Origin of the sequence: Hydrogenophaga sp. RWCD_12 (genome assembly GCF_046604225.1) — a bacterium.
GTDB lineage: Bacteria > Pseudomonadota > Gammaproteobacteria > Burkholderiales > Burkholderiaceae_C > Hydrogenophaga.
Map to the genome: position 1 here is coordinate 441,421 of NZ_JBKIXC010000005.1, position 26,450 is coordinate 467,870.

Below are 26,450 nucleotides of genomic sequence, written 5' to 3' on the forward strand. Positions count from 1 at the left end.
AGATGAAAGAAACCGTGGTGTTCGACCTCGGCGGGGTCGTGTTCAACTGGCAGCCGACGGTGCTGCTGCGGCAGGCGCTGCCCGCGCGCGCGGTCGACGAAAGCAGTGCCCAGCACTGGGTGCGCGAGATCTTCCAGACCTTCGACCCGGACGGCAACTGGGCGCAGTTCGACCTCGGGAACGCAGAGTCCGAGGTGCTGGCGCAGCGCATCGCCCGGCGCACCGGGCTGGAGGAGGGCGAAGTGATGGCAGTGATCGATGGCCTGGCGCCGCACATGCACGTCAAGGACGACACGGTGGCGTTGATCCACGACCTCAAGACGGCCGGGCACCGGCTGGTCTACCTCTCGAACATGCCGCACGGGCTTTCGCACTGGATCGAAGACGACCATCCGTTCGCCGACTGGTTCGAGGATGGCATCTTCTCGGCCCGCGTGGCGCTGATGAAGCCCGATCCGGCGATCTTTCGGCTGACGGTGGAGCGGCTGGGTGTGCGCGATCCGGCGCCGGTGTTCATCGACGACGCCCAGCGCAACATCGACGCCGCGTGCGCGCTGGGCTGGCGCGGCATACGGTTTGAGACGGCGCGGCAGGTGGGCGATCAGCTGGTCCGACTTGGCCTGTTGCCGCGTCGGTCCTGATCAACAGAATAATTTCCGGCGGCATGTCGATCGGCGGTGGTGCCGCGCATCACATGGTCAGAGCGCAACATCGGGTTGTGTCTCGTTGAACCCTCATGGAGCCTTTCATGCAATACATGCTGATGTTTTTCGACAGTGCAGAGAACCAGACACCTCCCGCCGATCCGGCCCAGGCCAAGACCTACATGGGCGCCTGGGGTGCCTACATCGGCGCCCTGCATGCGGCCGGTGTGGTCGTGAACGGGCACGGATTGCAGCCGCGCAGCACGGCCACGACGCTGCGCCTGAAGGACGGTCAGCGGCAGGTGCAGGACGGCCCCTTTGCCGACACCAAGGAGCAACTGGGTGGCTACTTCGTGATCGATGTGCCGACCCTGGACGATGCGCTCGGCTGGGCGGCCCGCTGCCCCGTGGCGGCGACCGGGGCCGTGGAGGTGAGGCCGGTGATGGTGGTGCCTGCGGGTCTGCGCCCGGGTACTGGCCAGTGACGGAGGGCGATCCGTCGCCCGAATCGGCCTCCCGGGTGGCGGTCGAGCTGGTCGCTCGGGCCTCTTACGGTCGGTTGCTGGCCTGGCTGGCCTACCAGTGGCGGGATCTGGCGGCGGCAGAAGACGCCTTGTCCACGGCGCTGGCCAAGGCGCTGGCGCTGTGGCCGCAGCAGGGTGTCCCGCAACTGCCGGATGCCTGGTTGCTGAGTGTGGCGAAGCGCGAGCTGCTGCAGGTGGCGCGGCGCGAGCGATTGCACCGCAGCCCCGAGGTGCAGGCGCTGCTGGAAGACGACGCTGCCTGGGTGGAGGCGCCCACCATCCCGGACGATCGGCTCAAGCTGCTGTTCGTCTGTGCCCACCCGGCCATCGATGCGGGCATCCGCCCCGCGCTGATGCTGCAGGCCGTGCTGGGCCTGGACGCCCAGGTGGTGGCGCAGGCGATGTTGACCTCGCCCGCGGCCATGGCCCAGCGCCTGGTGCGTGCCAAGCAGAAGATCCGTATCGCCCGGCTGCGCTTTGAGGAGCCGGGCGCCGACGAGCTGCCTGGTCGCCTGCAGGCAGTGCTTGAAGCCATCTATGCCGCCTACGGTCTGGGCTGGGACGCCTTGGACGGCGGTGAGGCCGCCATCGTGGGCCTGCGGTCCGAAGCGCTCTTTCTGGGCGATCTGGTCTGCTCCCTGCTGCCCGAGTCTGCCGAGGCACTGGGCCTGATGGCCATGATGCTGTTCTGCGAAGCCCGCACCGCAGCCCGCCTCGACGCCCGGGGCGACTTTGTGCCCTTGCCCGAGCAGGACACGGCGCTTTGGGACCGCGACATGATCGCGCGCGCCGAGCGCTGCCTGTGGCGGGCATCGGGCCTGGAGTCACCGGGACCTTTTCAGCTCGAAGCGGCGATCCAGTCGGCCCACTGCCAGCGCCTGTTCGGCGGTGACACGCCCTGGGGTGCGGTGGCAGACCTCTATCGGCAACTGCTGGCGCTGGCGCCCACACTGGGCGCCGAGGTGGCCCATGCCCTGGCCTGGGCCCGTGCGGGCGAGTCGGAGCGGGCCAGTGAACTGCTCCTGTCCGTGGACCCTGCGAGGCGCGCGAATTACCAGCCGTACTGGGTCGCCAAAGCCTACGTCGAGCGGCTGAGTGGCGAGCAGGAAATGGCTGTTCACAGCCTGACCCAGGCTGTCGGGTTGACAAGCTCACCGGCCGCTCGGCGCTACCTGCTGGGGCAACTGGCTGCACTGACCAAGGCTTAACATCCGGGCATGAGCCCCGACACCCGCCTTCCGCGCGACGCCCAGAGCATCCTGGAGCTGGCCGCGCGCTCGATGTTCGACCTGTTCGCCAACGCCAGCGAGGGCATGCTGCTGGTGGACCGGGCGGGGCGGGTGGTGTGGATCAACGACCAGTACCGCCGCTTCCTGCCGGCGCTGGGCTACGAGCGCGAAGAAGACTTCGTCGGCCACCCTGTCTCCAGCGTGGTGCAGAACACGCAGATGCACCAGGTGCTGGAAACCGGCAAGCCGATCCTGATCGACCTGCTGACCAACCGCGCTGGGACCTTTGTGGTCAGCCGCATCCCGCTGCGCGACGAGGCGGGCGAGGTGATCGGCGTGCTGGGCATCGTGCTGTTCGACCACCCCGAGACCACGCTGCAGCCGCTGATCGCCAAGTTCGCGCGGCTGGAGCAGGACCTGAACGATGCCCGGCGCGAGCTGGCCAGCCAGCGCCGCGCCAAGTACACCTTCGCCAGCTTCGTCGGCACCAGCGCGGCCGCGCAGGAGGTCAAGCGCCAGGCCCGCCGCGCCGCCCAGTCGGCCAGCCCGGTGCTGCTGCTGGGCGAGACCGGCACCGGCAAGGAGTTGCTGGCGCACGCGATCCACGCGGCCTCGCCGCGCGCCGGCCGCGCCTTCGTCGGCGTAAACATGGCGGCCGTGCCCGAGGCGCTGCTCGAAGCCGAGTTCTTCGGCGTCGCGCCCGGCGCCTACACCGGGGCCGACAAGAAGGGCCGCGACGGCAAGTTCAAACTGGCCGACGGCGGCACGCTGTTCCTCGACGAACTGGGCGACATGCCGATGGCCGTGCAGGTCAAGCTGCTGCGCGCGCTGCAGGAGGGCGAGATCGAGCCGCTGGGCTCCAACAAGCTGCTGCGTTGCGACGTGCGTGTGGTGGCCGCGACCTCGCGCGACCTGGCGGCACTGGTGCGCAACGGCCAGTTCCGAGAAGACCTGTATTACCGGCTCAACGTGTTGCCCATCCGCGTGCCGCCGCTGCGCGAGCGGCGCGACGACCTGCCGCTGCTGGTCGAAGCGCTGTGCGAAGACATCGCCACACGTGGCGCCACCGCCCACCTGGATCTGGAGCCGGCCGCGCTGGCATTGCTGGCGGCCCAGCCCTGGCGCGGCAACATCCGCGAGCTGCGCAACGTGCTGGAGCAACTGGCGCTGCGCAGCGACTCGCCGCAGATCAGCGCGGCCCAGGTCGAGCAGGTGTTGCGCGACGCGGGGCAGGGGCGCATCGAACCGGCGATGGCCGTTCCTGCCGCTGTTGCGGCGGTTGTGCCGGTGGCGGCCACCGATGAGGACCTGCGGCCGCTGCCGCAGCGCATCGCCGAACTGGAACGCAGCGCCATCGCGGCGGCCCTGAAACACACCGGCGGGAATCGGACGGCGGCGGCCAGGTTGCTGGGCATCTCGCGGGCCAGCCTGTACGACAAGCTGGGTGAGGTGTCTGAAATTCAGACAACCGTCTGATGTTTGGACATTTGTTTGTGGCCAGTTTCGTCTGAATTTCAGACGCTTCAAAACGGTTGATCCGGTAAGTCCTTGATTCACAAGGACACCACCCGCTGGCACGCTCCCTGCAAAGTGGCTGAAAGGCACCGCCCCGGTGACCCGACCACAACAGGAGACAAGACATGTTCCAGACCACGCGCCGCGTTGCGGTGATGGCCCTTGCCTGCACCGCTTCGCTGGGCTTTGCCCAGGCCAACAAGGGCGAAATCCGCATCGCCCACATCTACAGCAAGACCGGTCCGCTGGAGGCCTACGCCAAGCAGACCCAGACCGGGCTGATGATGGGCCTGAACTACGCCACCAACGGCACCATGATGGTGGCGGGCAAGAAGATCGTGGTCATCGAGAAGGACGACCAGGGCAAGCCGGACATCGGCAAGAGCCTGCTGGCCACCGCCTACGCCGACGACAAGGTCGACCTCGCCATCGGCCCGACCGCGTCGCCCGTCGCGCTGGCCATGCTGCCCGTGGCCGCCGAGTACCAGAAGATCCTGCTGGTCGAGCCCGCCGTGGCCGACTCGATCACTGGCGACAAGTGGAACAAGTACATTTTCCGCACCGGCCGCAACAGCAGCCAGGACGCCGCCGCCAACGCCGCCGCGCTGGACCAGCCGGGCAACGTGATCGCGATGCTGGCCAACGACAACGCCTTCGGCCGCGACGGCGTGAAGGCCGCAAAGGAATTCACCAAGAAGGCCAAGATCGTTCACGAGGAATATCTGCCCGTGGGCACGACCGACTTCACCGCCGGCCTGCTGCGCATCGTCGACAAGCTCAAGGACCAGCCGGGCAAGAAGTACATCTCGGTCGGCTGGTCGGGCGCGCCGACGCCGTTCCCCAAGATCGCCGAGATGGAGCTGGAAAAGCGCTACGGCATCAAGCTGGCCACCGGCGGCAACATCCTGCCTGCCATGGTCGCCTACAAGAACTTCCCGGGCATGGAAGGCGCGCTGTATTACTACTTCGGCATCCCCAAGAACCCGGTGAACGAAGCGCTGGTGGCCCAGCACTACAGCCAGTTCAAGACGCCGCCGGACTTCTTCACCGCCGGTGGCTTCAGCGCCGCGATGGCCGTGGTGACCGCGCTCAAGAAGACCAACGGCGACACCAAGACCGACACGCTCATCAAGACCATGGAAGGCATGAGCTTCGAGACGCCCAAGGGCACGATGACCTTCCGCAAGGAAGACCACCAGGCCCTGCAGAGCATGTACCACTTCAAGATCAAGGTGGACCCGGCGTTCGCGTGGGGCGTGCCTGAGCTTGTTCGCGAAATCAAGCCCAGCGAGCTGGATATCCCCATCCGCAACAAGCGCTGAGTCCGTCGCGGGGGGGCGCAGCGCTTCCCCCCCTTTCGCAGGTGCCGCCATTCCTGAAACGACCTCCCTCAGCGCGAGGGGGCAGGGTGGTGCGTGTTCGAAACCCCGATGTGCGGAGGTGTTCCCATGCGACAGCCCTTGGTGGATTTCCTTTGGAATGCATGTAGCGGCGCTCGCCGCGCCCTGCTGGTGGTGGCTCTGGGTGCGCCGGTGGCGTTCAACGCTGCGGCAGCGGTGCAGGCCATGCCGCAATTGAACATCGACGGCACGCAGACCACGGTGTCCGGTGTCTCGTCGGGCGGCTACATGGCGGTGCAGTTGCATGTGGCCTATTCGGCGACGTTCCGCAAGGGCGTGGGCGTGGTGGCGGCCGGTCCGTTCTACTGTGCCGAAGGCTCGGTCGCCTATGCCACAGGCCGCTGCATGACCCACAGCACCAGCATCCCGGTCAGCACGCTGGTGTCGACCACCAACAGCTGGGCGACCAGCGGGGCCGTGGATCCCACGGCGAACCTGGCCAACAGCAAGGTGTACCTGTTCTCCGGCACCTCGGACTCGGTCGTGAAGACCGCCGTGGTGGACGACCTGAAAACCTACTACGGCAACTACGTGCCGGTCGCCAACATTGCCTACCAGAAGAACCTGCCGGCCGAACACGCATGGCTCACCGACGACTTCGGCAGCGCCTGCGGCCTCAAGGCCGAGCCCTACATCAACGACTGCGACTTCGACCAGGCGGGCGCGATGCTCCAGCACCTCTATGGCGCCCTGAATCCGCGCAACAACGGCGCGCTGGGCGGGACCTTTGTCGAGTTCGACCAGACCGGGTTCACCACCGGTCATGCCATGGGCACCACGGGCTGGGCCTATGTGCCGCAAGCCTGCCAGTCCGGCGCCACCTGCCGCCTGCATGTGGCGCTGCATGGCTGCAAGCAGAACGTGGCCACCATCGGGCAGCAGTACGTGCGCAACACCGGCCTCAACCGCTGGGCCGACACCAACCAGATCGTGGTCCTGTATCCGCAGACCGGCCAGACCGCCACCAATGCCTGCTGGGACTGGTGGGGCTACGACAGCGCCGACTACGCCAAGAAGTCCGGTCCGCAGATGAAGGCGGTCAAGGCCATGGTGGACCAGATCGGCAGCGGCGTGTCCAGTGGCAGCCTGCCGCCCACCACGTCGGTCGGCGCTGGCAATGCCACCGCCTCGACCATGAAGATCACCTGGCCCGCGGTGTCGGGTGCCAGCGGCTACCACGTGTACCGCAACGGCGCACGGGCCACGGCGTCGCCCGTCACGACGGCTTCCTTCACCGACGCCGGGCTCAACCCCGGCACCAGCTACCGCTGGTCGGTGAAGACGGTCGACGCGAGCGGAAAAGAGAGCGGGTTCTCGCCCGTCGCCACCGCCAGCACCACCGGCTTCACGCCGGTGTGCCACACCGCCGACAACGTCAGCCACGTGGCCTGGGGCCGGGCGTATGTGTTCTGGGGCTACGACTACGCCTATGGGTCGAACCAGGGCATGGGGCTCTACAGCGTCCTGATCAACACCACCCTGCGCCAGACCGGCGCGGGCTATTACGCCCCGGGCACCTGCTACTGAGCGGCCCCAGGCGACACAAACACAGGCATCCAGACACAGGCATCCATGATTTCACTGAAAACCACCGACCTGACCGTGCGGTTCGGCGGGCACTACGCAGTCAACGGGGTCAGCTGCGCGTTCGAGTCGGGCACGCTGACCTCGATCGTCGGCCCCAACGGCGCCGGCAAGACCACCTACTTCAACCTCATTTCGGGGCAGATCAAGGCCACCTCCGGCAGGGTCCAGCTGCAAGGCCAGGACATCACCGGCGACGGCGCTGCCGCCCGGGCGCGCGCCGGCCTGGGTCGCGCCTTTCAGCTGACCAACCTGTTCCCCAACCTCACGGTGCGCGAGAACGTGCGGCTGGCGGTGCAGGCGAGGGCGGGCGCCGGCCTGAACCTCTGGAAGATCTGGAGCGACCGCAAGGACCTGGTGGTGCGCGCCGACGAGGTGCTGGAAGCCGTGGCGCTGGCCGACAAGGGCGACCAGCTCGCGGCCAGCCTGCCGCACGGCGACCAGCGCAAGCTGGAGGTCGGCATCCTGATGGCGCTGGAGCCGCAGGTCTTCATGTTCGACGAACCCACGGCCGGCATGAGCGTGGACGAGGTGCCGGTCATCCTCAACCTGATCCGCCAGCTCAAGGCCGACCGGAGCAAGACCATCCTGCTGGTCGAACACAAGATGGACGTGGTGCGCGAACTCTCGGACCGCATCATCGTGCTGCACAACGGCGAACTCGTGGCCGATGGCGACCCGGCGACCGTGATCGCCTCGCCCGTGGTGCAGCAGGCTTACCTCGGCATCAACCCGGAAGAAAAAGAAGAGGCCGCGGCATGAGCGAAGCATTGTTGAAACTCGAGGGTGTCCATACGCACATCGGCGCGTACCACATCCTCCACGGCGTCGACCTCACCGTGCCCAAGGGACAGCTGACCATGCTGCTGGGCCGCAACGGCGCCGGCAAGACCACCACGCTGCGCACCATCATGGGCCTGTGGCACGCCAGCCAGGGCCGCGTCACGCTGGCCGGGCAGGACATCACTGCGCGCCAGACGCCCGAGATCGCCACCAGCGGCGTGGCCTACGTGCCCGAAAGCATGGGCATCTTTTCGGACCTGTCGGTGCGCGAGAACATGCTGCTGGCCGCGCACGGCGCGCGCACGCTGGACGACATCGACACCACGCGTCTCGAATGGATCTTCGGCCTGTTCCCGGCCATGAAGAAGTTCTGGAACCACCCGGCCGGCAAACTCAGTGGCGGGCAGAAGCAGATGCTGGCGGTCTCGCGCGCCATCGTCGAGCCGCGCCAGCTGCTGCTGATCGACGAGCCCAGCAAGGGCCTGGCGCCCGCGATCATCCAGAACATGATCGAGGCCTTCCGCCAGCTCAAGGCGGCGCAGACCACGATCCTGCTGGTCGAGCAGAACTTCAACTTCGCCAAGCAGCTGGGCGACAGCGTGGCCGTCATGGACGACGGGCGCGTGGTGCACAGCGGGTCGATGGCCGAGCTGGCCGCCGATGAAGCTCTGCAGGGCAAGTTGCTCGGCCTGAGCCTGGGAGCCCACCAATGAGCGCGCTCAAAGAACTCGACTGGAAGCCCATGGCTCTGGTGCCGGTGCTGGCCCTGGCCGCATTGCCGGCCATCGGCAGCCCCGCGACCTGGCTGACGCTGACCGTGGCGGGGCTGGCGATGGGCATGATCGTCTTCATCATCGCCTCGGGCCTGACGCTTGTGTTCGGCCTGATGGACGTGCTGAACTTCGGCCACGGCGTGTTCATCGCGCTGGGCGCCTTCGTGGCGACCACGGTGCTGGGAAGCATGAGCGCCTACACGACGGCCGACAGCCTCTGGATGAACCTGCTGGCGCTGCTGCCGGCGATGCTGGTCGCGATGGCGGTGGCGGGTGCGCTGGGGCTGGTGTTCGAGCGCTTCATCATCCGCCCGGTCTACGGCATGCACCTCAAGCAGATCCTGATCACCATGGGCGGCATGATCATCGGCGAGGAGCTGATCAAGGTGATCTGGGGCCCGGGGCAGATCGCGCTGCCGCTGCCCGAGGCGCTGCGCGGCTCGCTGCTGCTGGGCGATGCCTCGGTCGAGAAGTACCGCATCGTCGCGGTGCTGGTCGGTACCGCCGTGTTCGCCGCCATGGTCTGGACGCTCAACCGCACCAAGGTTGGCCTGCTGATCCGCGCCGGTGTGCAGGACCGCGAGATGGTCGAGTCGCTGGGCTACCGCATCAAGCGCCTGTTCGTCGGCGTGTTCGTGGCCGGTAGCGCGCTGGCCGGCCTGGGCGGCGTGATGTGGGGCCTGTACCAGCAGAGCGTGACGCCGCAGATGGGCGCGCAGGTCAACGTGCTGATCTTCATCGTCATCATCATCGGCGGCCTGGGCTCCACGCTGGGTGCGCTGATCGGTGCGCTGCTGGTGGGACTGATGGCGAACTACACCGGCTTCCTGGCCCCGAAGGTGGCGCTGTTCTCCAACATCGCGCTGATGGTGGCGATCCTGCTGTGGCGGCCGCAGGGTGTCTATCCCGTGACGAGCCGGTGAGAGGTTGAAGATGCTGCAACGAATCCTCTCCAAAGACCTGCCGCGCAGCCCCTGGCTGGCGGCGCTGCTGGTGGTCCTGTTCCTGGGCCTGGCCTTCGCGCCCTTCTTGTTTCCGGGCGTGAAGGCGCTCAACGTGGCGGCCAAGATCCTGGTCTTCGTCGCGCTGGTCGCCAGCTTCGACCTGCTGCTGGGCTACACCGGCATCGTCAGCTTCGCGCACACCATGTTCTTCGGCATCGGCGCCTACGGCGTCGCGATTGCGCTGGGCTCGTTCGCGGAGCCGTCCTGGGGTGCGATCGTCGTCGGCGTGCTCGGCGCGCTGCTGGTGTCCACGCTGTTGTCGCTGCTGATCGGCCTGTTCTCGCTGCGGGTGAAGGCGATCTTCTTCGCCATGATCACGCTGGCCGTGGCCTCGGCTTTCCTCACGCTGGCCTCGCAGCTGTCGGACTTCACCGGCGGCGAAGACGGGCTGAGCTTCAGCGTGCCCGAACTGCTGTCGCCCGGTTTCGAGCTGAGCGAAGAACCGCTGTCGCTGCCCTGGGGCGACGTGTCGCTCAATGGCAAGCTGATCACCTACTACCTGCTGTTCGTCGGCGTCTGCGCGATCTTCCTGACCATCCTGCGCATCGTGAACTCGCCCTTCGGCCGCGTGCTGCAGGCGATCCGCGAAAACGACTTCCGCGCCGAGGCGCTGGGCTACCGCACCGTCGTCTACCGCACGCTCTCCAACGTACTCTCGGCCCTGTTCGCTACGCTGGCCGGATGCCTGCTCGCGCTCTGGCTGCGCTACAACGGGCCGGACACCTCGCTGTCGTTCGAGATCATGCTGGACATCCTGCTGATCGTCGTCATCGGCGGCATGGGCACGCTCTACGGCGCACTGATCGGCAGCGTGCTCTTCGTGCTGGCGCAGAGCTACCTGCAGGACCTGCTGCGCATGGCCGGTGAGGCGACGGCCGGCGTGCCGCTGCTGCCCGCGCTGCTCACGCCCGACCGCTGGCTGCTCTGGCTGGGCCTGCTGTTCGTGCTCTCGGTCTACTACTTTCCCACCGGCATCGTCGGCAAGCTGCGCGAACGCGCCGTGCTGGCCAAACTCAAGGGCTTGCAATGAGCGCTTCGTCTGTCACACCCCAGTCGCGCTACCTGACCTGCGAGGGCCGCGAGATTCACTTCATGGACTGGCCGGCCGCGCCCGGCACCACCGACCACGGCACCGTGATCGCCTGGCACGGCCTGGCGCGCACCGGGCGCGACATGGACGCACTGGCGGCGCACCTGAGCGGGCTCGGCTACCGCGTGATCTGTCCCGACACGATTGGCCGGGGCCTGTCGCAGTGGAGCCCGGAGCCCAAGGCCGAGTACTGCCTGACCTTTTACGCCATGCTGGCGTGCTCGCTGGTCGACCAGCTCGGGCTGGACCGTTTCCACTGGGTCGGCACCTCCATGGGCGGCGCCATCGGCATGGTCGCGGCCGACGGACTGCTGCGCGGGCGCATCCGGCGCCTGGTGCTCAACGACAACGGCCCCAAGCTGGCCGACGCCGCCATCGAGCGCATCCGCAGCTACGCCGGCAACCCGGCGAGCTTCGCGACGGTGAGCGAGCTGGAGCAGTACTTCCGCACCGTCTACAAACCCTACGGCCACCTCAGCGACGCGCAATGGAAGCTGCTGACCGAAAGCTCGGTGCGCCGCCTGCCCGACGGCCGCGTGACGCCGCACTACGACCCGGCCATGGTGATGCAGTTCACCGAACACCCGGGCGACTACGACCGCTGGCCCGAGTACGACCGCATCGACATCCCGGTGCTGTGCCTGCGCGGCGCGGAGTCCGACCTGTTGCTGGCCGACACCGCGGAACAGATGCGCGACCGCGGACCGCGTGCGCTGGTGGTGACGATTGCGGGTTGCGGGCACGCGCCGGCGCTGAATGTGCCGGACCAGCTGGAGCTGGTTAGCCGGTTTCTGGCGGGGTAGTGAGGCAGTGGGCCTTGCTCAGATCGCGCTATTGAATCGAGCCGATCAGAGAAGCTCGCAATAGTTCTGCTGACCAATGATAGACAACGACCCCGTGCGGGCCACGCCCATCCAGTGCTGCACGAATAAGTTCTTCCGCTCTAGATAAATCGCACCAATGTTCCGCGAACGGAATTGCAAAGGTCGAAACCGCTTGCGAAATGGTCTCAACTGCAGTCTGAGAGCCTGCTTCATCTTGAAAGTACCACCTCAAGATGTCATTTCCACAAAGGTAACCAAGATAGATGTGAGCAAATCTCGGGTATTTTTCTTTTTGGTCTGGCTCTATTTGCCTGCTTCGGAGTGTCTTGTTCTCCAGGCCTAGAACGGGTTCGAAATAGCTGATCCCTGCGCGCCGATGCACCTTTGCAAAGATGAATAGCTCTGAATCAGATCCAATCGGGCGCCTATAGGGTGCACTTCGGTTCTGACGCCGAAAGCCTGCACTTCCCAAAGCATCCGCCATCAATTGCTCGGATTTGCGTTGTAGATCTAGTGAATGCTGGGGTGAGGGCATACGTCAATACTTGGCTTTGACTCAGATTGCAATGGGCAAGACACCGGCCTTGACAGTAAATACGGCTGGCAACTCTGGAGACTTGATCAACTTTTCGCCCCCAACGCCAACGCCCGCTCCCGGCTCGCCACCAACTGCATCGGATCATCCGCATGCTGCGTCCCCCAGCCCTGCAGATGCCGCTCCGCCAAGTCGGCCAGCGCGCGAATCCAGTCCGGGCTGTCGTTGAGGCACTCGATGTATTCGAAGCGCTGGCCGCCCGCGTGCTTGAAGGCTTCCTGCGCTTCCATGCGGATTTCTTCCAGCGTCTCCAGGCAGTCGCCGGTGAAGCCGGGGCAGACCACGTCCACGCTCTTGAGCCCTTTTTTCGCCAGCGCGATCAGGGTCGGCTCGGTGTAGGGCTCCAGCCACTTGGCCTTGCCGAAACGCGACTGGAAGGTGACGCTGTAGCGGTCTTTCTCCAGCCCCAGTTTTTCTGCCAGCATGCGCGCCGTCTTGTGGCATTCGCAGTGGTAGGGGTCGCCCAGGTGCAGCGTGCGCTCGGGTACGCCGTGGAAGCTCATCACGAGGTGGTCGCCCTGGCCGTGGTGCATCCAGTGCGCGCGGATCTTGCGGTGCAGTGCGTCGATGTAGCCGAGGTCGTCGTGGTAGCGGTTGACGAAGCGGAACTCGGGGATGTTTCGGATCTTCAGGCTCCAGGCCGACACGGCGTCGATCACGCTGGCGGTGGTGGTGCCGCTGTATTGCGGATAGGCCGGCAGGATCAGGATGCGGGTCACGCCCTGCGCCTTGAGCTCGTCGAGCACCGACGGCATCGAGGGGTTGCCGTAGCGCATCGCGTAGCGCACGGTGACCTGGTGGCCGCGTTCGCCAAGGTAGCCCTGCAGCATCTTGGACTGTTTGTCGGTCCAGACCTTCAGCGGCGAGCCTTCGGGTGTCCAGATGCTGGCGTACTTGGCGGCCGACTTGGCGGGGCGGGTGCGCAGGATGATGCCGTGCAGGATCAGCATCCATAGGGCGCGCGGGATTTCCACCACGCGCGGGTCGCCCAGGAACTCGCCGAGATAGCGGCGCAGCGCGGGCGCCTTGGGTTCGTCGGGGGTGCCGAGGTTGCACCACACGATGGCCGTGCGGGGCGCCTGGCCATGTTTGAAAGCGGGTTCTGTCTGGAAGGGCATGCGCTATTCTCCCGCAGCCATGAATAACCCCGCCCCCCCGCGCACGAACCCGCCCGATCAGGGGCTGGACCTGTCCCGCATCCGCGCCATCACGCTCGATCTGGACGACACGCTGTGGCCGATCTGGCCGACGATCAAGAGGGCCGAGCAGGTGCTTTCAACGTGGCTCGCGCAGCATGCGCCGACGACCGCCGCGCTGGGCGCCGACCAGAAGACCTTGCGCGAAGTGCGCGAGGAAACGGGCCGGACCCGACCCGATCTTTCACACGACCTCAACGCGCTGCGCCGCGAGTCGATCCGCACGTTGCTGCAACGCGCGGGCGACGACCCTTCGCTGGCCGAGCCGGCCTTCGAGGTGTTCTTCGCCGAGCGGCAGCGGGTCGAACTGTTCGACGATGCCTTGCCGGCGCTGGCGCACCTGAGTGCCCGATTTCCGGTGGTGGCACTGACCAACGGCAACGCCGACGTGCACCGCGTCGGCATCGGCGCCCACTTCGTCGCCACGATCGGCATGCGCGAGTTCGGCGTGGGCAAGCCCGACCCGCGTATCTTCCACGCCGCCGCCAACGCGGCCGGCGTGGCGCCGCACGAGGTGCTGCACATCGGCGACGACGCACATCTCGACGGCGTCGGCGCGCTGAACGCCGGCATGCAAGTGGCCTGGGTGAACCGCGGTGGTCACGCCTGGGAACATGCGCCGCTGGTGCCCCACATCACCGTCAGCGAGCTGGGCGCGCTGTGCCGAGCGCTGTCGGCCTGACGCGGGAGCCGGCATGGGCCTGACCGTCCACGGCATCGCCGCCTCGCGCGCGCTGCGCCCGCTCTGGGCCGCGACCGAGTTGGGTCTGGATTTCCAGCACGTGGCCACGCCGTACCAGGGCGGCGCCACGCGCACCCCGGAGTTCCTCGCGCTCAACCCGAACGGCCACATCCCTGTGGTGGTCGACGCGCGCGCGGAAGGCGATGTCGTGGTCTGGGAGAGCATGGCCTGCGCGCTGTACCTCGCGCGGCACCACGGCGTGGCCGATGGTCTCTCGATCACGCCCGCCACCGCGCGCGAGGACGCCGAGGCGCTGCGCTGGAGCTTCTGGGTCATGAGCGAATGCGAGGCCGATGCGCTGACGGTGTTGATGCACCGCGTGGTCATGCCGGTGGAGCGGCGCAAGCCTGAGCTGGCCGATGTGGCCGAGCGGCGGCTGGCGGTGCCGCTGCGGGTGCTCGAACAGCATCTGGCGCAACAGCAGGCGCGCGGCGAGGCGCATCTGGCGGCGGACCGGTTCACCGTGGCCGACCTGTGTGTGGCCAGTGTGTTGCAGTGGTTGCGGCCGGTGCGCGAATTGACGGAACCCTATCCGTTGACGCGCGAATGGGTGCGGGCTTGTGTGCGCCGCCCCGCGTTTGCTGCGGCGCAGGCGCTGGGCGTCCGCTGAAGACTTCGGTTCAGGCCGCGCAGGCCAGCCGCGCTGCCGCCAACCCGCTGCGCACCGCACCTTCGAGCGTGGCGGGGTAGGGACCGTCGATGTAGTCCCCCGCGGCCCACAGACCCGGTGCGATCGCCATTGGCGGGCGCAGAAGGCCGGGTGTGCAGGCAAAGGTCGCGCGTTTTTCCACCACAGTCTGTATCGGTTGCAGATCGCGCAGGCCCAACTGGCTGGCGGCCTGCGCCAGCACTTGCGCTTGCAGCGCGTCGCGTTCGCCTTCGCTGGCGCTGATCACGAAGGCAAGCAGGCCTTGCGCCGACGCATCGTGTGGTCGCAGCAGGCCGCGGTCGAACACGAACTGCGCGGGCGCTTGCAGGCTGCAGCGCAGCGCGACCATGGGCGCGTTCAGACGCGCGCCCGGTGCAAAGGCATAGACGGTGGTGATGGCCGTGAAGTCCAGCCGCTTGGTGGTGGCAGCCCAGTCGCGCAAGGCCGCGCCGGTGGCATTGACGCCGGTGGCCGCGCCCATGACCGACACGGCCGGGCTGGCGGCGGTGGCCCAGATCACGCGGTCGAAGCTGTCCGACCAACCGTCGCCGGACAGCGTCCAGCCGGAAGGGGTTCTCTGCAATGCCGTGACCCGTGTGCCGCGCCGCACTCGCTCACCCAGATGCCGGCAGGCGGCCTCGGGCAGCAGGGTGCCGAGGTCTTCGCGAGGCAGCAGCAGGGCCGAGGCCGACCAGGCACCGAATCCCTGGCCGAACAGCGCGTCGCGCATGACGGTCAGGAACACCTGCCCGCTGGCCGCGGCGGCCGGCAGGTTCAGGGCCGAGACACACAGCGGCTCGATCAGTTCGTCCATCACCCGGGCGGGCAGCACAGCGCAGAGCTCGCCGACGGTCATCCGGGGATCGCAGGCAAAGCCCGAGCGCTGCCAGCCCAGCGAAGCGCGCACCAGCGCCAGCCGTTCGCTCCAGCGCCAGCCGCGCGCGGTCAGGATCGCGGCCACGGCGTCCAGCGGCGCGGGCCAGCGCGCGGCCCAACGCGGCGTCTGCAGGCCGCTGCCGTCGGGGTAGGGCAGGGACAGCGGCGTGCCCAGCAACACCGCCTGCGGGTCGACACCCAGACGCTGCATGAGCGCCAGCGTCTCGCGGTAGGCGCCGATCAGGATGTGTTGCCCGTTGTCCAGCAACAGCGGCACGCCGTCCGGGCGCTGCGCGGGCAGGGCGCGCGCGCGACCGCCAGGGGTGCGGGTGGCTTCGAACAGCGTGACGTCGGCGCCCAGCGCCACGGCTTCGACGGCGGCCGAGAGCCCTGCCCAGCCGGCGCCGACGATCGCAATGTTCACAGACGGCCCAATGCTTGGACTTTCCACGCCAGCCACAGCTTGCGCAGCGGCGTCAGGCTCACCCGCTGGGTCAGGACCAGCACCGGGTCGGCGGCGATTTCCTGCAGCAGGGTGCGGTAGATGCTGGCCATCATCAAACCTGGCTTCTGCGGGCGGCGGTCGGCCTCGGGCAGCAGGGCCAGCGCTTCGTCGTAGGTCTTCAGTGCGCGTTCGCACTGGAACTGCATCAGCGGCAGGAAGCGGCGCTGGAAGTCGGCGGTGTCCATGCCCGGCGCGGCACCGCGCTTGATCAACTCGTGCGCCTTGACGTCGAAGCGCTGCAGTTCGTTGACCGGCAGGTAGATGCGGCCGCGCGCGGCGTCTTCGCCGACGTCGCGGATGATGTTGGTCAGCTGGAACGCCAGGCCGAGCTGGTGGGCGTAGTCGGTGGTGCGCGGGTCGGTCTGGCCGAAGATGCGCGCCGCCACTTCGCCCACCACGCCAGCCACGAGATGGCAGTACTGCTGCAGGTTGGCGAAGTCGAGGTAACGGCTCTGGTCCAGGTCCATCTGGCAGCCGTCGATCACCGCCAGCAGGTGCCGCGCCTCGATGCCGAAGACCGGCGCGTGTGGCATCAGCGCCTGCAGGGCAGGGTGGTCGGCGCGGCCGCCGTAGGCCTGTGCGACCTGCTGGCGCCACCAGCCCAGCTTGGCCTGCGCCACGCCCAGGTCGGTGACTTCGTCGACCACGTCATCGACCTCGCGGCAGAAGGCGTAGAACGCCGTGATCGCCGCACGGCGTTCGGGCGGCAGGAACAGGAAGGCGTAATAGAAGCTGCTGCCTGAGGCGGCGGCTTTCTGCTGGGCGTAGTCTTGGGGTGTCATGTCTCGGGAGGTGGTTCCCGAGTGTAAACAGCCCTTGCGCAGGGATCAGTCGGGGTCGCGGAACACCTGGTGGTGCGTGCCGGTGAGTTCCCCGTGCCAGCGGTCGCGGCGCTGCAGGTGTCCGTCTTCTTCCAGCTGCTTGAGCGCGCGCGCCACCGACTCCCGGGTGGTCGAGAGCACGGCCGCCAGGGCAACCTGGCTGGGCAGCAGCACGGTGGGCGACCCCTGCTCCCGGGCCAGCAGGCGCAGCGCCGCCACCAGCTGACGCTGCAGTCCGCGCATGCGCAGCACATGGCCCCAGTCTGCCAGCGATTCGAAAGATCGCCCCATCTGCTGGTGCAGCCCATAGAGCTGGGCCGGTTCCTTGTCCAGGATGCTGCGCAAGGCGCTCACAGGCACTTCGCAGAAACGACCCGCCGACAGCGCCTGCGCGCCGAGCAAGGCCTTCGTGCCGACCAGCGAACAGACGTCCAGCAAGTGGCTGCGTCCGACCATGGCCACCGCGCGGGACTGCCCGTCGGGGCCTTTGCGCGTCAGCATGACCGTGCCGACCTTGATGCTTCGCACCACGGGGGGCTGGGCGCCCTCGGTCTGGAGCATCTCGCCTTTGCGGAAGTCGTGTTCGCGGATCTGCGAATCCAGCCGATCCAGCTGGATGGGCGGCAACTGCCCAAACAGGCAACTGGCGCGGGCAACACAGAGTCGGCAGCGCTGGGGGGTGTCGGGCGACGGGGCGGAAGCGGGAGACATCGGGGCAGGGGATGGGGCAGTTCGGTCAACCCATGAGGGCTGATCCTTGCTCATCGGCTGCAGCGGCGTTTTCTCCAGCGGCTGAAAGGTCCGTTTCGTGGTTTTTTGCACACCCGCTGGCGCTGGGGCACTGGAGGCTGACGGCCGGGAAGACTTCTTGGGTCTTCTGGAGGGTTTACCGCTGGTTGTCATGAGCAAGATGTGCCACAGGCACGGCTGCTGCCGGGGCAGTGACTGCGGTTTGCGTCACATTCGACGCAGAAATACCCGTTTCACAGGAACCAATGTCGTATGTCAACAAAGGTTTGCATGGCTTGCCGCGATAGTGTCGGTATATCGCCGGGAAGTGCTCCCTTGGCGGCTGCCGTTGCACCTTTCGACTGCCATCCTCATGTCTTCCCCTCACGAATTCCGGCATCCGCTGGCCATGCGGTCCGATCAGGCGACTTCTCCGTCGGGTTCCGGTGGTGCGGCTGCCTCCGCAGACGCGGCCGTGCTGGGCCGGCTGGTCTCGGCGGAACAGACGCTGCGCGACATCTCCCACGCGCTGGCCCACGACCTGCGAACTTCGCTGCGTCACGTCGCCAGCTATGCGCAACTGCTTGGTGACCTGCCCGGCGCCGAGCAGCCGGAGCAGGTTGCCCGGCTATCGCAGAAGGTGCTCGACTCCAGCCGCCGGTTGCAGCGACTGATGGAGTCGGTGTCGGACCTGGCCCGGCTGCAGGTGGAAGATCTGCGCCATGAGTGGGTGGACAACGCAGCCTTGGTCCGGTCGGTGATGCGGGGTCTGGACATCGGCGGGGAGTCGGGATCGGTGCGCTGTGAAGTGGTGGCCGAACTGCCGCCGGCGTTTGCCGACGCGGGCTTGCTGCGCAGGGTCTGGGTCGAGCTGCTCGACAACGCGGTGCGGCACGCGAGCACCAGCGACCATCCTCTGGTGGAGGTTGGTCACGAGGCGGTGCCGGGTGGCAGCGCCTATTTCGTGCACGACAACGGTCTGGGGTTTGAGCCTGAAAGATCGGCGATGCTGTTTGGTCTGTTCCAGCAGGGGGCTGGAGCGCCTTCTCCGGGGCCGGGCGTGGGTCTGGCGATGGTCCGCCGCATCGTCGAGTGCCACGGAGGCCGCGTCTGGGCCAGCAACCGCCCGGGACAGGGCGCCAGCTTCGGTTTCAGCCTGCCAGCGGCCGCCGATTGAGGTGCGTGCCGGTCACGGCGCGCCAGAGCATCACCGGGATGTCGGCCTTCCCGACCGTGGGGCGCTGCAGCCAGCTGCTGTGATCGATGGCGGCGATCTTGTCCAGGATGCGCAAGCCGCCTTCGACAACCAGCCGCAGTTCCCAGCCGGCACGGCCCGGGATGCGCCGGGCCAGCGGCGCGCCCTGCAGCATCATCTCCCTGGCCTCATCGCACAGCGCGGCAATCACCCTGCGGCAACGCACCTGAACGTCGGCTGGCGCATCGCCCGAAAAATCTTCTAGCGTGAGACCTTGGCGCGCCAGCGCGTCGGCCGGGAGATAGTGGCGACCGCGCGCGTGATCAACCGATATGTCCTGCCAGAAGTTGATCAGCTGCAGCGCGCTGCAAACGGCGTCGCTGCGTTCCAGCGAGAGGGCATCGCCGATGCCGTACAGGTGCAGCAGCAGCCGGCCGACCGGATTGGCGGAGAGGCGGCAGTAGTCCAGCAGTTCTGCCGTGTTGGCATAGACATGGCCACTGGCGGTGTGGCGTACGTCCTGCTCGAAAGCGCTGAGCAGGTCGTGCAGCAGCGGCATCGGCAGACTGTGCAGCGCGATCTGCCGGGCCAGCGGGCCGAAGACTTCGGGCCACGCGCTGGGGTCCGCCGTCTCGCCGGGCGCCTTCACGCAGCGATCCAGTGCCACCCTGTAGGACGACAGCGACTCCAGCCGCTCAGGGGCCGATGCCGTGCCTTCGTCGGCCAGATCGTCTGCCGTGCGGGCAAAGTGGTAGATCGCCATCACCGCCGGCCGGATGGCGGCCGGGCAGAGCCAGGACGCGACCGGGAAGTTCTCATAGTGACCGACCTGACTGGTCAATGGCGTGTCTGGCGCGGGCATGTAGGGGGCTGGGCGTTGCAGGGGTTGACGGGGCAAAGCGTTCCGAGCAGTTTCTCACGGGCACAGTCGCGGCCTGCCGGCAGACGGGCCGCCACCCCCTGGCGCGTTGTCAGCCGGCATTCGATTGCACTACAATTTGATTACTAACCGGTCAGTCATTAATTTGTACGGGCCGTTTTTCTTTTTCCATACCGCTGCGCCATGAAGAAGACCCCCTTGCTTGTGCCTCTCCTGTCGACCGTGCTGTTGCTCGCGGCGTGTTCCCGGCCGGAGGCGCCGCAGGAGCCAATCCGCTCGGTCAAGCTGATGACGGTCAGTCATGGCGCATTGCAGACCCGTGCGGGTTACGCGGGCGAAGTCCGGGCCAGGACCGAATCCAGGCTGGGCTTTCGGGTCGGCGGCAAACTGATCCAGCGCCCGGCCGAGGTCGGACAGCGCGTGACCGCTGGCCAGTTGCTGGCCCAGCTGGATGCCCAGGACCTGGCGCTGGCTACCCAGGCGGCCCAGGCCCAGATCGCGGCCGCGCAGACGCAGCGCGATCTGGCAGCGGCCGACCTCAAGCGCTTCTCGGACCTGAAGGCGCAGGGGTTTGTCAGCGGCGCAGAGATCGAACGCCGGCAAGCAACGCTCGACGCTGCGGAGGCGACGTTGCGCCAGGCACGCGCCCAAGGCGCGGTGCAGGGCAACCAGGCGGGGTACGCCCGCCTGGTGGCGGACGGTCCGGGGGTGGTGCTGTCGGTAGAGGCCGAGCCCGGGCAGGTGGTGGCGGCCGGCGCGCCGGTGGTGCGCATTGCACGCGATGGCGCGCGCGATGCAGTGATCGCCGTGCCCGAGGACCGGGTTGCGCGTGTGCGCACCGGCCAGTCGGCGCAGGTGGTTCTTTGGTCGGGAGCTGGTGTGGCGCCCGCGCCGCTGCCCGCGCAGGTCCGCGAAGTCGCGGCCAGCGCCGACCCGGTCACACGGACATTCCAGGTCAAGCTGTCCCTGCCAGCCGATGCCACGGTGCCGCTGGGAGCGACGGTGTCGGTGCAGTTCGACGGTGAAGCAGCGACGGGAACAGCCGCGCCGGCCGGGCAGATCCGCCTGCCGACCAGTGCGCTGGTGCGGGCCTCCGGTGGCAAGGACAGCGCCGTGTGGGTGTTCGACCCGGCCAGCGGCTCGGTGTCGATGCGGACCGTGATCGTGGCCGGCGCGGACGGCAACGAAATCGTGATCGCCTCGGGACTCAAGGACGGTGAAGAAGTCGTGGCGGCTGGCGTGCACGTGCTTTCGCCGGGCCAGAAGGTGGTCCGTTTCGTGGCCACCGCTGCCCGCTGAGGTTCACCATGAGCCAGAACCAAGCGCACAGCGGCCAGCCCGCCGCTTCCTGGGTGTCGCGTTTCAACCTTTCCCAGTGGGCCCTGGACCACCAGGCCTTCACGCGGTACCTGATGATCGTGCTGATGGTGCTGGGCGTGGCGTCCTACTTCCAGCTCGGGCAGGACGAAGACCCGCCGTTCACCTTTCGCGCCATGGTGGTGCGGGCTTACTGGCCGGGCGCCACGTCGCAGGAAGTGGCCGAGCAGGTTGCCGACCGGATCGAGAAGACGCTGCAGGAAGTGCCGTATGCCGACAAGATCCGCAGCTATTCCAAGCCGGGCGAAACGCTGATCCTGTTCCAGGTGCGCGACAACTCGCCTGCCGCCGAAATCCAGCAGATCTGGTACACGGCGCGCAAGAAGGTCGGCGACATTCGGAACACGCTGCCGCAAGGCGTGGTCGGACCGTTCTTCAACGACGAGTTCGGCGACGTGTTCGGCGTCATTTATGCGCTGCAGGGCGAAGGCTTCACGCCGGCCGAGCTCAAGCAGGAGGCCGACCAGGTGCGGCAGAAGCTGCTGCGGGTCAAGGACGTCAACAAGGTCGAGCTGTTCGGCGCACAGGACGAGAAGCTCTTCATCGAGGTCTCGCACCAACGCCTGGCCACGCTGGGTCTGGACATGCAGGCCGTCCTGACCGCGCTGGGGCAGCAGAACGCGGTGGAGTCGGCGGGTGCTGTGCAGGCGCCGCACGATGTGGTGCAGGTGCGGGTGGATGGCGCTTTCGATACGGTCGAACAGCTGCGCTCCATGCCGATCCGCGCCGCCAACGGCACGCAACTTCGACTCGGTGACATTGCGCAGATCCGCGCTGGCTATGTCGACCCACCGCAGGTGATGGTGCGACACAACGGCCGCGACAGCATCGCCCTGGGCATATCGATGAACAAGGGCGGCGACATCATCGCGCTGGGCAAATCGTTGAAAGAGGCCATGGGCGAGATCCGGCCGTCGCTGCCGGCCGGCATGGAACTGGTGCAGGTGCAGGACCAGCCCGAGGCCGTGAGCCGGTCTGTCAACGAGTTCGTGGGCGTGCTGATCGAGGCGGTGCTGATCGTGCTGGCGGTGAGCTTCATCAGTCTCGGGTTGCACAAGCGCGAAGGCGGTACCGGACTGCGGCGCTATGTGCTGGACGTGCGTCCGGGCCTGGTGGTGCTGATCACGATCCCGCTGGTGCTGGCGATCACCTTCCTGGCGATGCGCTACTGGCACATCGGCCTGCACAAGATTTCCCTCGGCTCGCTGATCATCGCGCTGGGCCTGCTGGTCGACGACGCGATCATTGCGGTCGAGATGATGGTGCGCAAGCTGGAAGAGGGCTATTCGATGATGAAGGCCGCGACCTTCACCTGGGACGCCACCGCCATGCCGATGCTCACCGGCACGCTGATCACGGCGGCCGGCTTCCTGCCGATCGGGCTGGCCAATTCGACTGTCGGCGAATACACCTTCGCCATCTTTGCGGTCACGGTGATTGCGCTGGTGCTGTCCTGGATCGTGGCGGTGATGTTCGTGCCCTATCTGGGGGTGCGGCTGCTCAAGGTGAAAGCCCTCGTCGGGCCCGCGCACGAGGTGTTCGACGGTCCGTTCTACGTGAAATTCCGGGCGCTGGTGAACTGGTGCGTGCAGCACCGCTGGATCACCATCGGCCTGACGATTGCCACCTTCGTGCTCGGCATGGCCGGCATGGGCCAGGTACAGCAGCAGTTCTTCCCCGACTCGGCGCGACCGGAGGTGCTGGTCGACATCTGGCTGCCTGAAGGCGCGAGCATGGCGGCCAACGACGAGGTCGCGCGCCGGGTCGAGGCGCGGCTGGCCAAGGAGCCGGATGTGCTCAGCGTCAGTACCTGGGTCGGCTCGGGTGTGCCCCGCTTCTACCTGCCGCTGGACCAGATCTTTCCGCAGAGCAACGTGTCGCAGATGATCGTGCTGCCCAAGGACCTCGTGGCGCGCGAACGCATCCGCAAGGCTTTGCCGGCACTGCTGGCGACTGAATTTCCTGAGGTGCGGGGGCGCGTGAAGCTGCTGCCCAACGGGCCGCCGGTGCCGTATCCGGTGCAGTTCCGCGTGGTCGGGCCCGACCCCAAGGTGCTGCGTGGCCTGGGTGACGAACTCAAGGTGCTGATGCGTGCGAACCCGAACATGCGCGGCGTCAACGACAACTGGAACGAGTCGGTCAAGGCGCTACGCCTGGAGGTCGACCAGACCAAGGCGCGGGCGCTGGGCGTGTCCAGCCAGTCCATCGCGACTGCCACCCGCACTGCGCTCACCGGCAGCAACGTGGGACAGTACCGGCAGGGCGACAAGCTGATCGACATCGTGCTGCGCCAGCCGCTGTCCGAGCGCGACGCGATCACCAGCCTGAACAACGCCTACCTGCCAACCAGCAGTGGCAAGAGCATCCCGCTGTCGCAGATCGCACGGCCGGTGTTCGACTGGGAGCCGGGAGTGCTGTGGCGCGAGAACCGCGAGTTCGCGATCACGGTGCAGGGCGACGTGGTCGAGGGCCTGCAGGGCGCTACCGTGACCGCAGAGTTGCTGCCGACGCTGCGCCAGGCCGAGTCTGCCTGGGCGGCCAAGGGCCTGACCGGTTACCGGGTGCAGGTCGCGGGTGCGGTGGAGGAGAGCAGCAAGGGTTCGTCGTCGATCGCGGCAGGCGGGCCTGTCATGCTCTTCATTGTGTTGACCTTGCTGATGTTGCAGCTCCAGAGCTTCAGCCGCTCCATGCTGGCGTTTTCGACTGGGTTCATGGGCATCGCCGGTGTGGCCGGTGCGCTGCTGGTGCTCAACCGACCGTTCGGCTTCGTGGCGTTGTTGGGCGTGATTGCCCTGTTTGGAATGATCGTGCGCAACTCGGTGATCCTGATCGACCAGATCGAGCAGGACCGTGCGCGCGGGGTACCGGCCTGGGACGCGATCGTCGAAGCTGCAGTGCGCCGGATGCGTCCGATCGTGCTGACGGCGGCCGCGGCGGTGCTGGCCATGATTCCGCTTTCCCGCAGCGTGTTCTGGGGACCGATGGCGGTGGCGATCATGGGCGGCCTGGTGGTGGCCACCGTGCTCACGCTGCTGGCGCTGCCGGCGATGTACGCCGCCTGGTTCCGGGTGCAACGGACCGCCTGACCCAGCAGATACAATAGAAGGTTGCCGTCAACGGAGCCCTCCAAGGCTTCGTGTGTCCGGCGCGCGGGTGGCGAAATTGGTAGACGCACCAGGTTTAGGTCCTGACGCCAGCAATGGTGTGGGGGTTCGAGTCCCCCCCCGCGCACCACCTCACAGACGAACAGACCCACACCGGTCGGCCGCGCTGGCCAACCGATATTCCTGATTGGAGAACACCATGACCGTGACCGTAGAGACCCTGGAAAAGCTGGAGCGCAAGATCACCCTGACGCTGCCCGCCGACGTGATCCAGAACGAAGTGGCCAAGCGCCTCAAGCGTCTGGCCCGCGACGTCAAGATGGACGGCTTCCGTCCCGGCAAGGTGCCGATGAACGTGGTGGCCCAGCGCTATGGCTATTCGGTCCACTACGAAGTCATGAACGACAAGGTTGGCGAAGCGTTCGCCAGCGCTGCCGGCGAAGCCAAGCTGCGCGTGGCTGGCCAGCCCCAGATCACCGAGAAGGAAGGCGCTCCCGAAGGCCAGCTGGCTTTTGACGCCGTGTTTGAGGTCTACCCTGAAGTCAAGATCGCCGATCTGTCGACGGCCGAGATCGACAAGGTCACCGCCGACGTCAGCGACGCTGCCATCGACCGCACGCTGGACATCCTGCGCAAGCAGCGCCGCACCTTCGCCCAGCGCGCTGCCGACCAGGCCGCTGCCGACGGCGACCGTGTGACCATCGACTTCGCCGGCAAGATCGACGGCGAAGCCTTCGAAGGCGGCAAGGCCGAAGGCTTCCAGTTCATCGTCGGCGACGGCCAGATGCTCAAGGAATTCGAAGACGCCGTGCGTGGCATGAAGTCCGGCGAGTCCAAGACCTTCCCGCTGCCGTTCCCCGCCGATTACCACGGCAAGGACGTGGCCGGCAAGACGGCCGACTTCCTGGTGACCGTCAACAAGATCGAAGCAGCCCACCTGCCCGACGTGGATGTGGCTCTGGCCAAGTCGCTGGGCATCGCTGACGGCACGGTTGAAGGCCTGCGCGCCGACATCAAGAAGAACCTGGAGCGCGAAGTCAAGTTCCGCGTCCAGGCCCGCAACAAGCAGGCCGTGATGGACGCGCTGGTAGCCAAGGCCGAGCTGGATCTGCCGAAGTCGGTGGTGCAGTCCGAAGTCGACCGTCTGGTCGAAGGCGCCCGTGCCGACCTCAAGCAGCGTGGCATCAAAGACGCCGACAAGGCCCCGATTCCTGCTGAGCTGTTCCAGGAACAGGCCGAGCGCCGCGTGCGCCTGGGTCTGGTGGTGGCCGAGCTGGTGCGCGTCAACGAGCTGCACGCCAAGGCCGACCAGATCAAGGCACACATCGACGAACTGGCTTCGTCCTACGAGAAGCCGGCCGACGTGATCCGCTGGTACACCAGCGACAACCGCCGCATGGCCGAGATCGAAGCGGTCGTGATCGAAAACAACGTGACCGAGTTCGTGCTGTCCAAGGCCAAGGTCACCGACAAGTCGATCGGTTTCGACGAGCTGATGGGCCAGGCCTGATTGGCTTGCTGGCGCCCGTCGCCAGGCCATCCGGAGAAGGGCGGAGCGATCCGCCCTTCTTGTTTTTGTGTCGGGCACTTGTGTTTTTTGCCAGGCACGCCATATGCATGCCTCGGGCAAAGTCGCTGGTCCGGATGCGGCTTTGGCGGGTTGGTTACAGTAGTGACATCGACGCACTCAAACATTGGAGAAACGCATGAGCGCAATGGACATTCAGGGTCTGGGCATGGTGCCCATGGTGATCGAGCAGTCGGGCCGCGGTGAACGCGCTTACGACATCTATTCGCGCCTGCTCAAGGAGCGTGTGATCTTCCTGGTCGGCCCGGTCAATGACCAGTCGGCCAACCTGGTGGTGGCGCAGCTGCTGTTCCTCGAAAGCGAGAACCCCGACAAGGACATCTCGTTCTACATCAACTCCCCGGGCGGCTCGGTCAGCGCCGGCATGGCGATCTTCGACACGATGAACTTCATCAAGCCGGACGTGTCCACGTTGTGCACGGGCATGGCCGCGAGCATGGGTGCCTTCCTGCTGGCTGCGGGTGCCAAGGGCAAGCGCTTTGCGCTGCCGAATTCCAAGATCATGATCCACCAGCCGCTGGGTGGCACGCAGGGCCAGGCGACCGAGATCGAGATCCATGCCCGCGAGATCCTCAAGACCCGCGAGCAGCTCAACAAGATCCTGGCCGAACGCACCGGCCAGCCGCTGGAAAAGATCGAGCGCGACACCGAGCGCGATTACTACCTGTCGGCCGCCGAGTCGGCCGAATACGGCCTGATCGACAAGGTGATCGACAAGCGTGCAACGGCGGCCTGATCGCCTGAATCGGCAAACGTCATGAAAAAGTGCTCGTTCGGTGGTGGTTTTCGCCTCGAATGGGCCGCTTTTCTGCGGTTTCAGGCC

23 protein-coding genes and 1 tRNA gene are annotated in these 26,450 nt (G+C 66.8%); 19 read left to right on the forward strand and 5 right to left on the reverse strand.

What is annotated here, in order from left to right; genetic code table 11:
- The first annotated feature begins 2 nt into the window (after positions 1-2).
- The 11 genes from ACLIJ1_RS20680 to ACLIJ1_RS20730 all read left to right on the forward strand — a co-directional run bounded on the left by ACLIJ1_RS20680 (position 3) and on the right by ACLIJ1_RS20730 (position 11,349).
- Complete coding sequence (locus tag ACLIJ1_RS20680; protein WP_411367444.1) at positions 3-641, forward strand: HAD family hydrolase; 639 nt, start codon at positions 3-5, stop codon at positions 639-641.
- A 107-nt stretch (positions 642-748) separates the two neighbouring features.
- The gene (locus tag ACLIJ1_RS20685) at positions 749-1,129 is read left to right on the forward strand and encodes a YciI family protein (protein ID WP_411367445.1); all 381 of its coding nucleotides are present in this window, start codon (positions 749-751) and stop codon (positions 1,127-1,129) included.
- Positions 1,126-2,376 carry an RNA polymerase sigma factor gene (locus tag ACLIJ1_RS20690; protein WP_411367446.1) on the forward strand — a complete coding sequence of 417 codons (1,251 nt, stop codon included), beginning with the start codon at positions 1,126-1,128 and terminating at the stop codon, positions 2,374-2,376. The genes ACLIJ1_RS20685 and ACLIJ1_RS20690 overlap by 4 nt, the downstream gene beginning before the upstream one ends.
- 9 nt (positions 2,377-2,385) lie before the next feature.
- Positions 2,386-3,873 (forward strand): sigma-54 interaction domain-containing protein, encoded by a 1,488-nt coding sequence (locus ACLIJ1_RS20695; RefSeq protein WP_411367447.1) that lies wholly within the window; start codon positions 2,386-2,388, stop codon positions 3,871-3,873.
- 164 nt (positions 3,874-4,037) lie between these two features.
- Complete coding sequence (locus ACLIJ1_RS20700; RefSeq protein WP_411367448.1) at positions 4,038-5,234, forward strand: substrate-binding domain-containing protein; 1,197 nt, start codon at positions 4,038-4,040, stop codon at positions 5,232-5,234.
- Positions 5,235-5,360: 126 nt separating this feature from the next.
- A complete protein-coding gene (locus ACLIJ1_RS20705) occupies positions 5,361-6,839 on the forward strand; it encodes a PHB depolymerase family esterase (RefSeq protein WP_411367449.1) in 1,479 nt (492 codons plus the stop codon).
- A gap of 45 nt (positions 6,840-6,884) precedes the next feature.
- Positions 6,885-7,658, forward strand: a complete 774-nt coding sequence (locus tag ACLIJ1_RS20710) for an ABC transporter ATP-binding protein (protein ID WP_411367450.1) — start codon at positions 6,885-6,887, stop codon at positions 7,656-7,658.
- Positions 7,655-8,392 (forward strand): ABC transporter ATP-binding protein, encoded by a 738-nt coding sequence (locus ACLIJ1_RS20715; protein ID WP_411367451.1) that lies wholly within the window; start codon positions 7,655-7,657, stop codon positions 8,390-8,392. The genes ACLIJ1_RS20710 and ACLIJ1_RS20715 overlap by 4 nt, the downstream gene beginning before the upstream one ends.
- On the forward strand, positions 8,389-9,375 hold the full coding sequence (locus ACLIJ1_RS20720) for a branched-chain amino acid ABC transporter permease (protein WP_411367452.1): 987 nt from the start codon (positions 8,389-8,391) through the stop codon (positions 9,373-9,375). Before ACLIJ1_RS20715 ends, ACLIJ1_RS20720 begins: the two co-directional genes overlap by 4 nt.
- A 10-nt stretch (positions 9,376-9,385) precedes the next feature.
- A complete protein-coding gene (locus tag ACLIJ1_RS20725) occupies positions 9,386-10,486 on the forward strand; it encodes a branched-chain amino acid ABC transporter permease (RefSeq protein WP_411367453.1) in 1,101 nt (366 codons plus the stop codon).
- A complete protein-coding gene (locus ACLIJ1_RS20730) occupies positions 10,483-11,349 on the forward strand; it encodes an alpha/beta fold hydrolase (RefSeq protein WP_411367454.1) in 867 nt (288 codons plus the stop codon). The genes ACLIJ1_RS20725 and ACLIJ1_RS20730 overlap by 4 nt, the downstream gene beginning before the upstream one ends.
- A 642-nt stretch (positions 11,350-11,991) precedes the next feature.
- Here the strand turns inward: ACLIJ1_RS20730 and hemH are convergent.
- On the reverse strand, positions 11,992-13,083 hold the full coding sequence (hemH, locus tag ACLIJ1_RS20735) for a ferrochelatase (RefSeq protein ID WP_411367455.1): 1,092 nt from the start codon (positions 13,081-13,083) through the stop codon (positions 11,992-11,994).
- Positions 13,084-13,102: 19 nt separating this feature from the next.
- On the opposite strand from hemH, the gene ACLIJ1_RS20740 reads away from it, so the two are divergent.
- Both ACLIJ1_RS20740 and ACLIJ1_RS20745 read left to right on the forward strand, forming a co-directional pair.
- Positions 13,103-13,843, forward strand: coding sequence for an HAD family hydrolase (locus tag ACLIJ1_RS20740; RefSeq protein ID WP_411367456.1), 741 nt, complete (start codon positions 13,103-13,105; stop codon positions 13,841-13,843).
- A 13-nt stretch (positions 13,844-13,856) separates the two neighbouring features.
- Positions 13,857-14,513, forward strand: a complete 657-nt coding sequence (locus ACLIJ1_RS20745) for a glutathione S-transferase family protein (RefSeq protein ID WP_411367457.1) — start codon at positions 13,857-13,859, stop codon at positions 14,511-14,513.
- A 10-nt stretch (positions 14,514-14,523) separates the two neighbouring features.
- Here the strand turns inward: ACLIJ1_RS20745 and hpnE are convergent, their stop codons facing one another.
- From hpnE to ACLIJ1_RS20760, 3 genes are read right to left on the reverse strand one after another with little or no spacing between them, the layout of a single operon-like run.
- Positions 14,524-15,852, reverse strand: a complete 1,329-nt coding sequence (gene hpnE / locus ACLIJ1_RS20750) for a hydroxysqualene dehydroxylase HpnE (RefSeq protein ID WP_411367458.1) — start codon at positions 15,850-15,852, stop codon at positions 14,524-14,526.
- Positions 15,849-16,715 carry a presqualene diphosphate synthase HpnD gene (hpnD, locus tag ACLIJ1_RS20755; RefSeq protein ID WP_411367459.1) on the reverse strand — a complete coding sequence of 289 codons (867 nt, stop codon included), beginning with the start codon at positions 16,713-16,715 and terminating at the stop codon, positions 15,849-15,851. Before hpnD ends, hpnE begins: the two co-directional genes overlap by 4 nt.
- Before the next feature lie 45 nt (positions 16,716-16,760).
- Positions 16,761-17,465, reverse strand: a complete 705-nt coding sequence (locus ACLIJ1_RS20760) for a Crp/Fnr family transcriptional regulator (protein ID WP_411367460.1) — start codon at positions 17,463-17,465, stop codon at positions 16,761-16,763.
- 391 nt (positions 17,466-17,856) lie between these two features.
- Between ACLIJ1_RS20760 and ACLIJ1_RS20765 the strand changes: the two genes are divergently transcribed.
- Positions 17,857-18,660 (forward strand): sensor histidine kinase, encoded by an 804-nt coding sequence (locus ACLIJ1_RS20765; RefSeq protein ID WP_411367461.1) that lies wholly within the window; start codon positions 17,857-17,859, stop codon positions 18,658-18,660.
- Here ACLIJ1_RS20765 and hpnC read toward each other — a convergent pair.
- The gene (gene hpnC / locus ACLIJ1_RS20770; RefSeq protein WP_411367462.1) at positions 18,635-19,540 is read right to left on the reverse strand and encodes a squalene synthase HpnC; all 906 of its coding nucleotides are present in this window, start codon (positions 19,538-19,540) and stop codon (positions 18,635-18,637) included. The genes ACLIJ1_RS20765 and hpnC overlap by 26 nt on opposite strands.
- Positions 19,541-19,741: 201 nt before the next feature.
- Between hpnC and ACLIJ1_RS20775 the strand changes: the two genes are divergently transcribed.
- The 5 genes from ACLIJ1_RS20775 to clpP all read left to right on the forward strand — a co-directional run bounded on the left by ACLIJ1_RS20775 (position 19,742) and on the right by clpP (position 26,363).
- Positions 19,742-20,857: an efflux RND transporter periplasmic adaptor subunit gene (locus tag ACLIJ1_RS20775; RefSeq protein ID WP_411367463.1), complete on the forward strand. Its 1,116-nt coding sequence runs from the start codon at positions 19,742-19,744 to the stop codon at positions 20,855-20,857.
- An 8-nt stretch (positions 20,858-20,865) separates the two neighbouring features.
- Positions 20,866-24,021: an efflux RND transporter permease subunit gene (locus ACLIJ1_RS20780; RefSeq protein WP_411367464.1), complete on the forward strand. Its 3,156-nt coding sequence runs from the start codon at positions 20,866-20,868 to the stop codon at positions 24,019-24,021.
- Between the two features lie 61 nt (positions 24,022-24,082).
- Positions 24,083-24,169 (forward strand) — tRNA-Leu (locus ACLIJ1_RS20785).
- Positions 24,170-24,238: 69 nt separating this feature from the next.
- The gene (gene tig, locus ACLIJ1_RS20790) at positions 24,239-25,549 is read left to right on the forward strand and encodes a trigger factor (RefSeq protein ID WP_411367465.1); all 1,311 of its coding nucleotides are present in this window, start codon (positions 24,239-24,241) and stop codon (positions 25,547-25,549) included.
- A 196-nt stretch (positions 25,550-25,745) separates the two neighbouring features.
- Positions 25,746-26,363, forward strand: coding sequence for an ATP-dependent Clp endopeptidase proteolytic subunit ClpP (gene clpP, locus ACLIJ1_RS20795; protein ID WP_411367466.1), 618 nt, complete (start codon positions 25,746-25,748; stop codon positions 26,361-26,363).
- Positions 26,364-26,450: the final 87 nt, after the last annotated feature.